Annotated in this window: 12 protein-coding genes; 7 read left to right on the forward strand and 5 right to left on the reverse strand. The window is 47.6% G+C overall.

Features of this window, described 5'->3' with window-relative positions; genetic code table 11:
• Positions 1-16: 16 nt before the first annotated feature.
• The gene (gene galE, locus QUA78_RS05955) at positions 17-1,018 is read right to left on the reverse strand and encodes a UDP-glucose 4-epimerase GalE (protein WP_333300368.1); all 1,002 of its coding nucleotides are present in this window, start codon (positions 1,016-1,018) and stop codon (positions 17-19) included.
• A 194-nt stretch (positions 1,019-1,212) separates the two neighbouring features.
• Positions 1,213-1,416: a hypothetical protein gene (locus QUA78_RS05960; RefSeq protein ID WP_333197859.1), complete on the reverse strand. Its 204-nt coding sequence runs from the start codon at positions 1,414-1,416 to the stop codon at positions 1,213-1,215.
• A gap of 230 nt (positions 1,417-1,646) precedes the next feature.
• On the opposite strand from QUA78_RS05960, the gene gloB reads away from it, so the two are divergent.
• Positions 1,647-2,420: a hydroxyacylglutathione hydrolase gene (gene gloB, locus QUA78_RS05965; RefSeq protein ID WP_333300367.1), complete on the forward strand. Its 774-nt coding sequence runs from the start codon at positions 1,647-1,649 to the stop codon at positions 2,418-2,420.
• A gap of 93 nt (positions 2,421-2,513) precedes the next feature.
• Here the strand turns inward: gloB and QUA78_RS05970 are convergent, their stop codons facing one another.
• Entirely contained in the window at positions 2,514-3,353 is an 840-nt protein-coding gene (locus tag QUA78_RS05970; protein WP_333300365.1) for a glycosyltransferase, read from the reverse strand.
• A 641-nt stretch (positions 3,354-3,994) separates the two neighbouring features.
• On the opposite strand from QUA78_RS05970, the gene QUA78_RS05975 reads away from it, so the two are divergent.
• From QUA78_RS05975 to dnaB, 3 genes are all read left to right on the forward strand, one after another.
• A complete protein-coding gene (locus QUA78_RS05975; protein ID WP_333300363.1) occupies positions 3,995-9,094 on the forward strand; it encodes a PAS domain-containing protein in 5,100 nt (1,699 codons plus the stop codon).
• 255 nt (positions 9,095-9,349) lie between these two features.
• Positions 9,350-9,808, forward strand: coding sequence for a 50S ribosomal protein L9 (gene rplI / locus QUA78_RS05980; RefSeq protein ID WP_333175112.1), 459 nt, complete (start codon positions 9,350-9,352; stop codon positions 9,806-9,808).
• 166 nt (positions 9,809-9,974) lie between these two features.
• Entirely contained in the window at positions 9,975-11,303 is a 1,329-nt protein-coding gene (gene dnaB / locus QUA78_RS05985; RefSeq protein ID WP_333300362.1) for a replicative DNA helicase, read from the forward strand.
• Between the two features lie 237 nt (positions 11,304-11,540).
• Here dnaB and QUA78_RS05990 read toward each other — a convergent pair whose 3' ends face one another.
• A complete protein-coding gene (locus QUA78_RS05990) occupies positions 11,541-12,128 on the reverse strand; it encodes an FKBP-type peptidyl-prolyl cis-trans isomerase (protein WP_333300360.1) in 588 nt (195 codons plus the stop codon).
• Positions 12,129-12,384: 256 nt separating this feature from the next.
• Entirely contained in the window at positions 12,385-12,711 is a 327-nt protein-coding gene (locus QUA78_RS05995; protein ID WP_333036214.1) for a phasin family protein, read from the reverse strand.
• A gap of 213 nt (positions 12,712-12,924) precedes the next feature.
• Here QUA78_RS05995 and QUA78_RS06000 point away from each other — a divergent pair, with 213 nt between their 5' ends.
• The 3 genes from QUA78_RS06000 to QUA78_RS06010 all read left to right on the forward strand — a co-directional run bounded on the left by QUA78_RS06000 (position 12,925) and on the right by QUA78_RS06010 (position 15,227).
• Positions 12,925-13,281 carry a zinc ribbon domain-containing protein gene (locus tag QUA78_RS06000; RefSeq protein WP_333300359.1) on the forward strand — a complete coding sequence of 119 codons (357 nt, stop codon included), beginning with the start codon at positions 12,925-12,927 and terminating at the stop codon, positions 13,279-13,281.
• Positions 13,282-13,353: 72 nt separating this feature from the next.
• On the forward strand, positions 13,354-14,319 hold the full coding sequence (locus QUA78_RS06005; protein WP_333300357.1) for a BadF/BadG/BcrA/BcrD ATPase family protein: 966 nt from the start codon (positions 13,354-13,356) through the stop codon (positions 14,317-14,319).
• A 251-nt stretch (positions 14,320-14,570) separates the two neighbouring features.
• Positions 14,571-15,227: a hypothetical protein gene (locus QUA78_RS06010; protein ID WP_333300355.1), complete on the forward strand. Its 657-nt coding sequence runs from the start codon at positions 14,571-14,573 to the stop codon at positions 15,225-15,227.
• Positions 15,228-15,275: the final 48 nt, after the last annotated feature.

A 15,275-nucleotide genomic window follows, 5' to 3' on the forward strand; every position in this document is an offset into this window, starting at 1 on the left:
CTAAGCACCCTACCGACTAAGAATTGTGGCGTTTTTGGTGCCACTGCCAAGCATGGGATATAATGTTCTTAATGTCGGGATATTCGGGAGACCAACCCAAGGTTTTGATGGCTTTCTCGCTGCTGCCAACTAAAGCAGGAGGGTCGCCCGGACGCCGATCGCACTCAACAGCCTTAATCTCTTTTCCGGTCACTTGGCGAGCCGTTTCTATCACCTCTTTCACCGAAAACCCGCCGCCGTTGCCCAAATTAAAGAAATCAGATTTGCCACCATTTAGCAAATATTCTAATCCTAAAATGTGAGCAGATGCCAAATCATTAACGTGAATGTAATCGCGAATGCAAGTACCGTCAGGAGTATCGTAATCCGTGCCAAAAATAGCGATCGAATCTCGTTTCCCCAAAGCCGCGAACAACACCAGCGGGATTAGGTGAGTTTCTGGATTGTGATCCTCTCCTAACAACCCGTTCGGCTCGGCCCCAGCCGCGTTAAAATAGCGGAAACACACAGACTTAAAATCGTACGCAGCGTCAAAATCAGACAAAATCCGTTCTACCATTAATTTAGTAGCGCCGTAGGGATTGATCGGGTTTTGTGGGTGGTCTTCTGTGAGCGGAATTTTCTGCGGTACGCCGTAAGTCGCGCAAGTAGAAGAAAACACAAATTTCTTCACGTTAGCAGCGAGCATTGCTTCCAAAAGGGTAATAGTACCGATGACATTGTTGCGGTAATATTTAGCTGGGTCGGTAACAGATTCGCCCACGTAAGCGTATGCAGAAAAGTGCATTACCGCAGCAATATTGTGCGTAGCGAACAGGTTGTCCAGAAGAGTGCGATCGCTCGTATCGCCAACTACCAACTCCACCTGCAAAGCCCGATCTACTATATCTCGGTGACCGTAAACTAAATTATCCAAAATCACCACACCGTAACCGGCGTTTTTCAGTGCTAATACCGCGTGAGAGCCAATATATCCAGCTCCACCCGTCACCAAAATAGTTTGTTTTTCTGCACTCATTTTATTCTGCCTGTTTTTGTAGCTGGGATTGCCAAGAGCCTTGTTAATTTGAGACTTCCACAACTGACGCTTTCACACTCCACGTTAGCCGGAGAACTCAAGCGAGATATATAGACTTTTCTGTGCGACACGATTGCACTCCGAAACAACGCTTTTTACACTCCAGAGGGATGCTGACTGCGCAACTCTTCAGTTCAATCGATAAACTTGAGGCGACCAATTTGGAGATAATCAAATATCCGATTGATTTGGTGTCGATCCTCTTCTGAAATTTTATCATCTGACAGGATAGCAGAAGTCAAAACTAAATGTTCCCGGCGAGTAATCTTGCCAGACGCTACAATCCGATCGACCATTTGAGAAATTGTTAAGTTCGATTTGTTGTGAGATGTTCGCATTTATTCGATCGCTTCTATGTCACAATAGTTAAACGGGATTGCAGTTTTTAACCCAAAACCAAAAATCCTGCGTACCAGACTGTAACTCAATTTGCTCAACAGCAGAAATAACCTATCAGAGTTTTAGTTCCAAAGATAGATGTGCGGACTTGATAAGTCTGCATTCAGCCTTCGGATACGGTTCAGACTAATTTAATTATATAATATTTTTCCTAGAGAGGCACTTTTCTATGCAGGTTTACAGGCTTCCGGTACTGTCCGACAATTACATTTTCTTGCTGCACGACCCCGATCGCCGCACAGCAGCCGTCGTCGATCCAGCCCAAGCAGAGCCGGTCTTGCAGCAACTGCGATCCCTCGGAGCCGAATTAACCGCAATTTTCAACACGCACCACCACAGCGACCACGTAGGCGGCAACCAGCAACTGATCGATCGCTTTCCCCAAGTTAAAGTTTACGGCGGCGCAGAAGACCGAGGCAGAATTCCGGGACAGCAAGTCTTTTTACAAGCGGGCGATCGCGTTGATTTTGCCGATCGCACCGCCGAAATCTTCTTCGTACCCGGCCACACAAAAGCTCACATCGCCTACTATTTCCCCCCCAGCAACCCAGGCGAAACCGGCGAATTGTTCTGCGGCGATACTTTATTTGCTGGAGGCTGCGGCAGACTATTTGAAGGCACTCCAACTCAAATGGTAGCCTCCCTCGGGCAACTGCGAAACTTGCCCGACAGTACGAGAGTCTGGTGCGCCCACGAATACACGCTGAACAACCTGCAATTTGCCTTGAGCGTGGATGGCGACAATCTAGATTTACAGCACCGCTTGGGCGAAGTCAAAGAAGCGCGCAGTCGATCGCAACCTACAATACCATCATCGATCGGCATCGAAAAAAGCACAAACCCATTTTTGCGCTGGGATTGTCCCAACCTCCAATCAGCCACCAACAGCCGCGATCCAGTGCAAACATTCGCTCGATTGCGCGGCATGAAAGACCGATTTTGACCGAAAGCATCCAGGATACAAGCCCCCGGATTCATCCGTGGGGTCAATGCTTCAATCTAAAATCTAAAATCTAAAATCTAAAATCGATTGACCTTAACGTTTTTGTTTTTTCAGGTAACTCTTAAACTTGAGTATCGGTTCGCTCAACCACCGATCAAATCTTCTGTATTTTACCTGAAAGCTCGACAGCCCCTTAAACTTATTTGGAATTTTTTCCAGTTCGTCCTTAAAGGGTGTCTTAGACAACATATCCAGCCATAATTGATTGGGGGCGGAGCTTTCCCAGGGTTTCGGTCTTGATATAAAGTGCATCACTTTACTTGACTTATCATCAGTATCGTGGTTGTTCCATATTTGCCCTAATTGCTTCCACCTTCCCACTAAAACAGAATTGAATGCACCTTGATCGCGATCGCCCCAAACGTGTACCCTAGCGTTTTGGAGCAACTTTTCGGACAGTTTGTCTTCCTCCCAAAGCTTCATGTTGTAAACTAAAACGCCACTATTGAAATAAGGGTTTCGATCTTGATAATTGTTGGGATTTCCCCAGACGTTGGCTGCGGCTGCTACCGGCATAGTTTGAAAATCTAGGTTCCACAGCGGCTCTAAACTCCCCAAAACGATCGTGTCGCTGTCGAGCCAAATCAGCCTTTCTGTTTCTTTCGTATATTTTCGCGGCTCCAATTTAACGTAAGGAAGTTTAGAACCTGACACCGAAAGCAGTTGGTCGTAATTAGATTGCAATTCTTGCCATTCAATCTGGTATTTGCAGCAAGTCTGTAACTGTTTCTTTTGCTGTGGCTCTATCCTGGTAGATACAATGCTAATTTTTACCGGCTGCTTCCCAGATTGGCTAACATTGAGATCTACAGACTTGAGAAGTGCTGCTAACCCCAGAATATAGCTGCGATCGGCGGCTGTGAATATGTGCATAGGATTAAGTTTGTGAAATGAATAGCAGTAAAAAGCGCACGGTCAAACGTGAGACAAAGGCTGGGACTGGAGGAAGCAGGCGGCCCTGTATTGGGGTAAATGCGATCGCCCGTTTACCGTTGAGACGAACATAATCTTGCCTAAATTTACGATCGGGTTTACACAAAGAAACGGGGTTTCTAAGTAGGTAGGCGGAAATAAAGTTTACAATGTAACAGAATGTAAGGCGGGCGTAACAAGAGCGATTGCTTCGTTTCACTCGCTCCGAGAGAGACCTTATGTATTTTCAAGCTTCATCCACTTATTATTTACCTGTGCGCAAGTTTCATCTGTTCGCGCCCGAAAACGAGCAACAGCCGTTGGTAATATGCAGCAACGCCGAAAACTGATGAGACTTACTGACCTCGCATTTGAAACAGCCAGAAATTTCCCCGTCGCCTGTGCGGAATCTCGCAACTGGTTAAGACGTAGGATTCTACTATAAAATAAATTGTCTCGATCTCGATACTCCCGCAGGACGCTCGACATCCCTCTTAGGTTTGAATTGTCACCCTGATTAAATCAAAAGTTCCTCTGGTTATTTCCCTATTATTGATGGCGATTGGCTTGGCCAAAAGTAAAATGAGTGTTGTTAGAAACCGATGCAAAATCCAGGCAATACTGAACCCCAACCGAAAATCGAGCCCTCTGTTTCAACGGATTCTCACAAAGCGATCTACCCAGGCGCGCCTTTGCCAACAGATGTAGGGATCGTTCTGCAATTGGCAGATGGTAGTATTCAGGGGTGCAATTCTCACGCCCAGGAGCTGTTAGGGATGACAGCACAACAGATGCAGGGCAGCACTTCAATCAACAGTCTGCGGCAGACAGTGCGTGAAGATGGCTCGGATTTTCCCGGCGAGAAGCATCCGGCGGTGGTGGCGCTGCAAACCGGGCGATCGTGCTCAAATGTCATCATGGGCTTTTATCAACCACAGGGAGAATTGATTTGGTTGACGCTCAATTCTCAACCTTTATTTCAGGGAGATCGATCGACTCCCTATGCGGTAGTAACAACCTTCACTCCTATCGCTCAACCTCAGCCACAAGCAGTCTGTCACGCGCCCGCCCAACAACTGTCAGACACCCTCGAAAGTATTTCGGATGGGTTCTTTGCTTTGGATCGAGACTGGCGATTTACCTACCTCAATTTGCAAGCGGCGCGGTGGCTGAATCGACTCCCGCAAGAGGTGATTGGCAACAGCATTTGGGAAGAGTTTCCCGAATCTGTGGGCAGTTTGTTTGAGCAGGAATATCGCCACGCTGTGACCTTCCAAGTTACCGTTAGTTTTGAATCTTTTTATGCACCGCTCAATGCTTGGTACGCGGTACGAGCCTATCCGATTCCATCGGGACTTGCCGTTTATTTTCAAGATGTCACCGAGCAGAAAGCCGATCGGGCTGCTTTTATTAAACAAGCGCAAACTGTGCAGCAACAACTAGCAGAAATCGAGGCGATTTATGCTAGTGCGCCGGTGGGACTTTGCTTTATCGATACCGACTTGCGGTTTGTCCGCCTCAACGATCGCCTAGCAGAAATTAACCGAGTTCCAGCCGCCGCCCACATCGGTAAAACATGGCGCGAAATCTTGCCAGAAATGGCAGATGATTTAGAGCAGCTTTTCCGACAAGTTATTGAAACTAAAGTTCCTCTCAAACAGCTCGAAGTTCGCAGGACGAACTCAGCACAGCCAGGACTAGAACAGGATTGGCTGTTGAGTCTCTATCCGCTGAGGGCCGAGGACGATCGCGTGCTGGGCGTGAATGTGACGGTGCATGAAATTACCGATCGCAAAGCTACCCAAAAAGAAATTCGACGGCTCAACCAGGAACTAGAGCGGCGAGTTAATGAACTGCAATCGATACTTGATGCTGTACCCGTTGGCATTACGATCGCGGACGACCCACAGTGTAAAGTAATTCGCGCTAACCGGTTTGCCGAGTCGATGTTGAAAGTGCCGCCCGATACCAATGTTTCTGGAACCGGAGAGCAAGCAGCAGTCCTTCCGTTTAGACAACTCCGCAACGGACAGGAAATTCCGGGAGAACAACTCCCCATGCAACTGGTCGCAGCTTCCGGCATCCAAGTGCGAGATATGGAAATTCAAATGGTGCGCGAGGACGGGGTGGCCTTTGATTGGTTGGTGAATGCGGTGCCGTTATTTGACGAACAAGGTGCAGTTCGCGGCTGTGTGGGGGCGTTTGTGGATATTAGCGAGCGCAAACAAGCTCTTGCTGCTTTGCGCCGTTCGGAGGAACGCTATCGCACTTTGTTTGAGTCCCTAGACGAAGGCTTTTGCGTCATCGAAATGCTGTTTGACGAAAACGAAAAGCCGATCGATTACCGCTTTTTAGAAATCAATCCGGCCTTCGAGAAACAAACCGGACTCGTACAAGCTGCGGGGAAAACGGTGCGACAGCTCCTTCCAGAGCACGAAAATTATTGGTTTGAGGTGTACGGCAAAGTCGCGCTCACGGGGGAACCCTTGCGCTTCGAGCACGGCTCCGAAGCCATGAACCGCTGGTTTGAGGTTTCGGCATTCCGCACTCCTGAGCCGCACAGCCGCAAAGTCGCCGTACTTTTCAAAGACATCAGCGATCGCAAACAGTCGGAAAATCTTTTGCAGCAACAGTCCGAGCAACTGCGGCTGTTCGTAAAACATTCGCCTGCGGGGGTGGCGATGTTTGACCGCCAGATGCGGTATATGCTGGTGAGCGACCGCTGGCTGGCAAGTTACGGGCTCGGCACTCAAAACATTGTAGGCCGATCGCACTACGACATCTTTCCCAATTTTCCCGATCGCTTGAAACAAATCCACCAGCGCTGTCTGGCGGGAGCAGTCGAAATCTGCCAAGAAGATCGGTTTCCCCGCCCTGATGGCTCGATCGACTGGGTGCGCTGGGAAATTCACCCTTGGCGAACCAACACCAACGAGATTGGCGGCATCATAATTTTTTGCGAAATCATCACCGAGCGCAAAAACGCTGAACTCGCGGTGCAAGCGGCCTCCCAGCAAGTCAGCAATATTCTAGAAAGTATTACCGATGCCTTTATGGCGATCGATTCACAATGGCGCTATACCTACGTTAATGCCACAGCAGAAAAACTGCTTTCTCGATCGAGAAACGACTTGTTAGGTCGATCGATCTGGGAGGTATTCCCCGTCGAGAAAGAATCCAATTCAAGGGCATATCAAGAATTTCATCGAGTCGTTAACGAGCAAGTTTCTGTCAAATTTGAAGAGTTTTCCCCGTCGCTCCAGATATATATAGAAGTGAGCGCCTATCCTGCGGCGGAAGGACTTACCGCTTATTGGAGCGATATTAGCGATCGCAAACGCACTGAAGAAGAACTGCGGCAAAAGAATGCGATTTTGAATCTAATTAATGAGTCAGCGCCCACGCCAATTTTTGTCAAAGATCGAGAAGGACGGATTATTTATGCCAATCCAGCCACCCTGGACGTACTGGGCAAACCTGCTGCTGAAGTAATTGGCCGGCGCGATCGCGATTTATACCCAATAGCCGAACTTGGAGCCACAGTCACGGAAAACGATCGGCGCATTATGGAATCCGGACAAACAGAAGTCGTCGAAGAATCTCCCGATGGCATTCGGACATTTGTGGCAATGAAAGCTCCCTACCGCAATCAGGCGGGAGAAGTCATCGGCCTGATTGGCATCTCCAGCGACATCACAAATCGCAAACGAGCAGAAGTCGCCATGCAAGAACAAACTAAGTTACTGCAAGTAATTATTGACAGCATTGGTGACGGTTTGATTTTGGCCAACCAACAAGGGGAGTTTGTGCTGTTTAACAGAGCCGCCGTGGGGATATTCGGTCAGCTATCGAATGAAAAATCCCATGAGGAATGGTCGAGTACCTACGGGCTATTTATGACTGACAAAAAAACCCTCTTTCCCGACGCTGAACTACCTCTAGCCAGAGCAATCAAAGGTGAATATGTCAATGATGTAGAGGTATTTGTACGCCGCGAAGATTCCGAAGGTCGCTGGATCAGTATCAGCGGTTATCCAGTAGTTGATGCTAGCAGCGAAATCAAAGGCGGAGTGATTGTCTGTCGGGATATCACAGAACGCAAACAAGCAGAAGCAGCGCTGCAAGAAAGCGAAGAACGATTTCGCACTATGGCTAACAACGCTCCTTTTATGGTATGGGTAACAGACTCCACAGGCTATTGCACTTTCTTGAGCGAAAGCTGGTATGAATTCACAGGTCAAAGTGAGGAAACAGGTTTGGGATTGGGTTGGGTAAACGCGCTGCATCCAGAAGACCGAGAATACGCCAAGAAAGCATTTTTGACCGCCAACGAACGCCAAGAACCTTTCCGCGTGGAATATCGCATCAGGCGCAAGGATGGCGGATATTCTTGGGCGATCGATGCGGCTGCTCCCAGATTTTCCGAAAGGGGACAATTTGAGGGTTATATCGGCTCTGTAATCGACATTACAGAGCGCAAACAAGTGGAAACCGAGCGCGATATGGTTCTCCAATTAGAACAAAGTGCCCGCACGGAAGCCGAGCGAGCTAACCGCATTAAAGACGAGTTTCTGGCGGTGCTTTCTCACGAGTTGCGATCGCCCCTGAATCCGATTTTAGGCTGGTCGCAACTGCTAGTCGGCGGCAAGCTGAACGCGACTCAAAGTGCCAAGGCTTTTGAGACGATCGAGCGCAACGCCAGACTGCAATCTCAATTAATCGAAGACTTGCTTGATGTGTCTCGGATTCTGCAAGGGAAACTAACATTAAATGTTGCTCCGGTGAATCTGGCAACCATTATTCCGTCTGCGGTGGAAACCGTGCAATTAGCAGCCGAAGCTAAAAAAATTAAAATTCAAACAATCTTAAATCCCGATGTCGGGCAAGTTGTCGGCGATACAAGTCGCTTGCAACAAATTGTGTGGAATTTGTTATCAAACGCGGTAAAATTCACGCCCGAAGGCGGTAAAGTTGAAGTTCGATTAGCGCAAATCGAAGGTAAAGCTCAAATTCAAGTCACAGACACGGGTAAAGGTATTCTTCCCGATTTCTTGCCTTATGTTTTCGACCATTTCCGACAAGAAGACGGTGCTACAACTCGCAAATTTGGCGGCTTGGGATTGGGATTGGCGATCGTCCGCCAACTGAGCGAACTTCACGGCGGTACGGTGTTTGCAGAAAGCGCCGGAGAAGGTCAAGGAGCGACGTTTACGGTGAGATTACCGCTATTAAATGATGATTCTAGAAGGCAGGAGGAGGAAGCCGTCAGTGGGGCTGCTCGTCCCGATATCTCATCCTTGCCGCTAGCTGGATTGAGAATTTTGGTGGTAGATGATGAGCCTGACTCGCGAGATTTTGTTGCTTTCGTGCTTGAGGAAGCTGGTGCAGAGGTTATTTCCCTGTCATCTGCTGCTGAGGCGCTAGAGTCGATCGCACAAACTTCACCGGATTTGCTCGTCAGCGATATCGGAATGCCCCAGATGGACGGATATATGTTGATCGAGCGCATCCGCACTCAGCTTGCGCCTGAGTATCGGCAGTTGTTGGCGATCGCCTTAACGGCCTATGCTGGAGAAGCGAACGAGCGCCAAGTTTTGCAAGCCGGATTTGACAAACACTTAGCCAAGCCGATCGATCCGACTGAGTTAGTTGCTACTGTAACGCGATCGGTCGTCGCCAAGCGCCTGAAAAATAAAGCCTGAGTTCTCGGTAAGACATTGCACGGTAGTTGATTTTGCTCATTACACCACACCCGTTTTGCGTAATTTCAAACTAAATTTGCCCGTTCAAAATATTATCCCTGTTTCTTCCCTCGAACCTCGAATCTCAACATCCATCCGTTAAATCCGTTACATCCGTTACATCCGCTACAAAATCCGTTGCCGAACTTCCTTGCGATCGCCCCTCAAACTTCGCTATTATAAAAAGTTGCAGTTAAAACCCCACAACCCACGATCATGGCCAAGCGCGTCCAATTAGTTTTAAATAAAGATGTCAGCAAACTCGGCAAAGCTGGCGACGTAGTAGAAGTAGCCCCAGGCTATGCCCGCAACTACCTAGTACCCCAAGGAATGGGATTTAGAGCCACTCCGGGCATTCTCAAGCAAGCAGAGCGCCGCCGTGAAGAAGAAAGACTGCGCCAGCTAGAGCTCAAGCAGCAAGCTGAAGTCCGCAAAACCGCCCTCGAATCGGCTGGGCCTTTCATCATTTCCAAGCAAGTTGGCGAAGCAGACGCGATTTTTGGTACTGTTACCAACCAAGAAGTAGCAGAACTGATTTTCAACTCTACCAGTCAAGAAGTCGATCGGCGCGGCATCACCCTGCCCGAAATTCGCCAAACTGGTACATACAAAGCTGAAATCAAACTACACGCCGAAGTTACCGCCGAAGTTGATATTCAAGTTGTTCCCATGTAATTAAGAGTTATCAGTCATCAGTCATCAGTCATTAGTTGTTAGTCATTAGTTATTAGCTAACAACTAAGCACTTCTAACTTGCAAAATGAGTAATGCTAACTTACAGATTGAGATCTGACGACTAATAACTGGCAACTAATAACTAATGACAGAGAACTATTGACTAATGAGCGATTTGATGCCGACAAATATAGAGGCAGAAGAAGCAATTTTGGGCGGGATTTTAATTGACCCCGAAGCTATTTCCCGAATAGCCGAACTTCTGCGGCCGGAGTTTTTTGCCATCACCGCTCATCAAGTCATTTATCGATCGGCATTAGGGCTATTTTTACAGGGTCAACCTACCGATTTAATGACGGTAACAACTTCGCTAACCGACCGCAACCAGTTAGAGCAAGTAGGAGGACTAACTAAATTAGCACAATTAGTCGATCGCACAGTTTCCGCAGTCAACATCGACCAATATGCAGTTTTAGTTGAAGACAAATATCAGCGCCGCAAATTAATCGAAGCTGGCAACAACATAGTACAATTAGGCTACGAGACAGCACTACCACTAGAAACAGTATTAGACCGCGCCGAACAAGAAATTTTCAGCATAACTCAAGAACGCCCCCAACAGGATTTAGTGTCGATCGGCGAAACGCTAAACCAAACATTTCAAGACCTAGAAAATCGCAATGAAGGCCTCACGCTTCCCGGCATTCCCTGCGGTTTTTACGACTTAGATGCCATGACAGGAGGCTTTCAGCGATCGGATTTAATCATCGTTGCAGCCAGGCCGGCGATGGGCAAAACCGCTTTCTGTACCAACATCGCCCACCACATCGCCGCCGGACAGCAGAAATTGCCGGTTGCAGTTTTCAGCTTAGAAATGTCGAAAGAACAGCTAGTGCAGCGCATCCTGTCGAGTGAAGCCAAAATAGAAAGTAACCGGTTGCGATCGGGTAGAATCAGTCAAAACGAATGGGAACCCATCAGTACAGCCATTGGCAACTTATCAGAACTGCCACTGTTTATTGACGATACTCCCAATATTACCGTCACAGAAATACGATCGAAAGCCCGTCGCCTCCAAGCAGAACAAGGCGGAGCCCTAGGATTAATCTTGCTAGATTACCTGCAATTAATGGAAGGAAGCAGCGACAACCGCGTGCAAGAACTATCTCGAATTACCAGAAGCCTTAAAGGTTTATCCCGCGAACTCAACGTGCCGATTATTGCCTTATCTCAGTTGAGTCGGGGTGTGGAAGCGAGGACAAACAAGCGGCCGATGATGTCTGATTTACGCGAAAGCGGATCGATCGAGCAAGACGCAGATTTAGTAATTATGCTCTACCGCGATGAATATTACAACCCTGATTCGCCCGATCGCGGAATTGCAGAAGTAATTATTACCAAACACAGAAACGGGCCGACAGGAATCATCAAACTATTATTTGACGCCCAATTTACCTGCTTCCGCAATCTGGCATCTCCGAAGCGATCGTCGTAAATCAACCAGGGCTTATATTATGTGCGTTGAATTGGCCGTTATAAAATTTTGTCTAAAAAGTGGGGGCGGGTTTATAGATATTTTCGTATCGATGTCGATGAAAGATTGTTGGTGAAACCTACCCCTACAAATATTGTAGTTATTTACCAGAGGCGATCTTACACAGAAACCCGGTTTCTTTAAAAAACCGGGTTTCTAAACACCGTAAAAGTTTTACGTTTAATTAGGTTGAGCTACCTAGCCAGCGATTTTCAACAATTCCACATCAAAAATCAGCGTAGCATTAGGAGGAATCACCCCGCCCGCACCGCGAGCGCCGTAACCGAGTTCAGGGGGAATAATCAACTTGCGGCGCTCTCCAACTTTCATCGTACCGACACCTTCATCCCAACCCTTAATTACTTGACCCACGCCAATTTTGAACTGAAAAGGAGAATTGCGATCGCGCGAACTGTCAAACTTCGTGCCATCCTCCAAAGTTCCAGTGTAGTGCACGACAACCGTCTGCCCGGTTTTTGGAGTCGCCCCATTACCCTCTTTCAATTCAACATATTTCAGACCTGAATCTGTGGTGACAGTTTTCTCAGTATTATCAGTCATATTATTGCCAGCGATAGTAGCTGGTACCTCCGGTAAAGTAGCATCAGCTACTAGCAAGCTATCTTCTTCAAAAGACGGCGCTGACAACTTCTCAATAGCAGTCTCGGGTAAAAGATTGTTCAATTCGGCGGCAACTGCTTGAGACCCAGAACCGCCCATTTGAGCGACTATCAAAAACACAAAGCAAACCAGCATTACCCCCAAACTGACTAGAACTCCTCGCAAAATTAATCCTCCTGATAATTTTAACCGTGATATCTCAGATATCTAAGACATCTAGTACAACAATAACTACCAAATTTTATCTGAACTTTTCCACCAAAAGATGGCAGGTTCCAGATAATTTTAAAGGCAAAAGTATGAAGTCAGAATGTTTGTAATTATACATAAGTGGCTTCTACATAAGTGCCTTTTTGAGCCTTCTGCCTTCGGGTGACAATCTTATCACAAGATAGCAGCGAACCGGCAGACCCGATCGAACTCAGCGCCAGTTACGGTTTTCTAAATCCCGCATCTGACGTTCAAGACGATCGAGCCTTCCCCGCAACTCATCCATTTCGGACTGTCGGGGCACTCCCATATCTTGCAGCATATTCCGTAGTTGCCGCTGCAACTGCGTATCCCAATTGCCCTGTTCAGACTTGAGATGCTCCGTCATGTCATCGACAAAGGTTTTGGCTTGCTCGGAATTGATTTTGCCATCTTTGACCCATTGCTCGCTGACTTCCTGCAATTTCTCGGCCACCAGGGAGGTAGTACCAATGCCGAGCATTACCAGTTGTTTGAGTAAGTTGCTATTGTTATCCATATATTTTTCCGACTGTTTGCCCCTTCATACTCGATCGGCTCAGGTCGCCTGCTGTCGCTGCGAAACTATCTGTACACTTAAAGTTACATCAGCGCACACCTACCTTTCTATTTTGGAGCATCCAGCCGCCTGATGGCGAGTCGAGCGTGTCGAGCAGCGTTCGGTAAACCCCCTAATGAGCTACCGACAAAATTACCCAATCACATCCTGTTTATGCCTGATTGCCCCCGCTGTCACCAACCTGTAGACGCCCGAGCGATCGCCTGTGCGCACTGCAAAACCCCTCTCAAGGCTTTCGGTCATCCGGGTATCCCCCTTTATCGATCGCAAGCCGAAGAATTTCTGTGCACTACCTGTATTTATCACGAAGATGACACTTGCAACTACCCGCAACGTCCTTTTGCCAAAGAATGCACGCTTTATCACGATCGAGCTGAGCCGCTTGTGCCACAGACGAGCCGTTACACCAGCGGCGGCTGGCCGCAATCAATCAAAAATTGGTGTCAGCGCCATCTCGTTTCGTTAGCTTTATTAGGTTTAATTCTTATTAGCATTGCTCTGTCGATTTAATCGGATTGTACAAAGCGTAGAATAGAGATATCTCTGTTAATCTGGGTTGCTCTATTATTCTCTAAATTATTCATGAGTTACGTATTCGGCATCGACGGCGGCGGCACTAAAACTATCTGCCTCTTAATGGACGAAAACCACCTTGTTTTGGGACGGGGTGAAGCAGGGCCGTCAAATTATCAAACGCTGGGAATTGAGACAGCAAAACAATCCATCCAATTGGCGATCGAACGAGCAGTTCTGTCCGCTAAGCTCGAAGCTGTAGGCAATCTCAACATAGAAGCAATTGGTCTGGGACTAGCAGGTGTCGGGCGTCCAAAAGATATTGAAATAGTGCACTTTTTAGTGCAGAACTTGCAGTTGACGAATACATTACCAGTAACCCGATCGTTCTTGCCCAGGAATATCGTAATTTGCAGCGACTGCGCGATCGCACTTGTTGGCGGCACGGGCTATCCAGTGGGTATCACCGTTATTTCAGGAACCGGTTCGATTGTTTTCGGGCAAAACAGTCAAGGGAAAACTAAACGAGTCGGCGGTTGGGGATATCTTTTAGGCGATGAAGGCAGCGGATATGACATCGCCATTCAAGGTTTGCAAGCGGCTTTGAAGTTCTATGACGGACGCGGAGATTTTACAGCACTTGCAGAAAATTTTCAAAACCATTTAGGCCTAAATCACCTAGAAGAATTGGTAGAAGTCGTTTACCGGCGCGGTTGGGGAGTGAAAGAAATTGCAGCTTTAGCCCCGATTGTCGATCGAGTCGCAGCAGAGGGCGATCGCGTCGCTGACCGCATTATCAATAGTGCTGTGGCAGAATTAACCTCTTCAACAAAAATAGCCATTTCAGCGCTATTTAACCAAACAGAAGAATTTGAAATTGTGATCGTAGGAGGTGTGTGGGGCGGCGAGGCAAATTGCCGGGGTCGGTTTGAAGCGGCAATAAGTGCGATCGCCCCAAAAGCTAAGGTAATTTCGCCCCGATACGAACCAGCTTTCGGTGCTGGATTGTTAGCCTTAAACGCTCTCAACAATTAATTGTTGACTGTTGACTGTTGACTGCTGACTGCTGACTGTTGACTATCTTCCTTATCTTCCCGATCGCCCCTGTCTTGCGGATTTTCTCGATTTTTCCAAATTTTAAAATTCTGGATTATCTACCTTATCTTCCCAACTTGTAGAATTCCAGCCTGCCATAATTAAAACATCAGATGAAGGCGAAACCAGAAACATATTTAGCAGTAGTGCGTTCCTAAGTAAACCAAAACCGAAGCAAGGAGACAATTTATATGATTACTTCTCAAAAATGGCATTCAGCAACAGCAGCAATCCTCGCACTGGGCATTACAGTTGCAACCAGCGCGCCGCTGGTAGTAGCTACTCCCGCAGAAGCTCAACAACGAATTTCACAATTTGATAGCATCCGAATTCCATCGGGCAGTGTAATTCCAGTTAGCTATGAAAAAGACAAAATTATTGTCACGCGCGAAGAAACTGCACCTTTAACTTTAACAGTAGCGCGAGACATCCGCACAGCTCAAGGGAGAGTATTAATCCCCGCAGGCAGCCAGATAGTCGGGGTATTGCAACCTGTCAGAAGGGGCAATCAAATGGGTACTCAATTTGTTGCCAGAGAGTTAATTGTCAGCCGCCGCCAACGTTATCGGATTGACGGAAATTCAGGAATTATTACCAGAACCGAAAGAGTCCAAAAAGGTGCTGGCACAGGTTCATTAGCGCAAGGTGCAGCATTGGGTGCAGCAGCAGCAGCAGCACTAGCAGGCATTACCGGCGACAAAGCGATCGCCACTGAAGAAGTATTGGGAGGCGCTGGGATCGGCGCTTTAGCTGGAGTATTGTTGGGGCGGCGCAGCGTTGACGTGATCGTGATTCGCCCGGAACAAGATTTGGCAGTGAGATTGCGATCGGACATCGTACTCCGCTAATATTGGGATCTTCCGATTAATTATTTGCAGTAAAACATTGTCGATCGC

Origin of the sequence: Microcoleus sp. K4-B3 (assembly GCF_036704615.1) — a bacterium.
Classification (GTDB): Bacteria; Cyanobacteriota; Cyanobacteriia; order Cyanobacteriales; family Microcoleaceae; genus Microcoleus.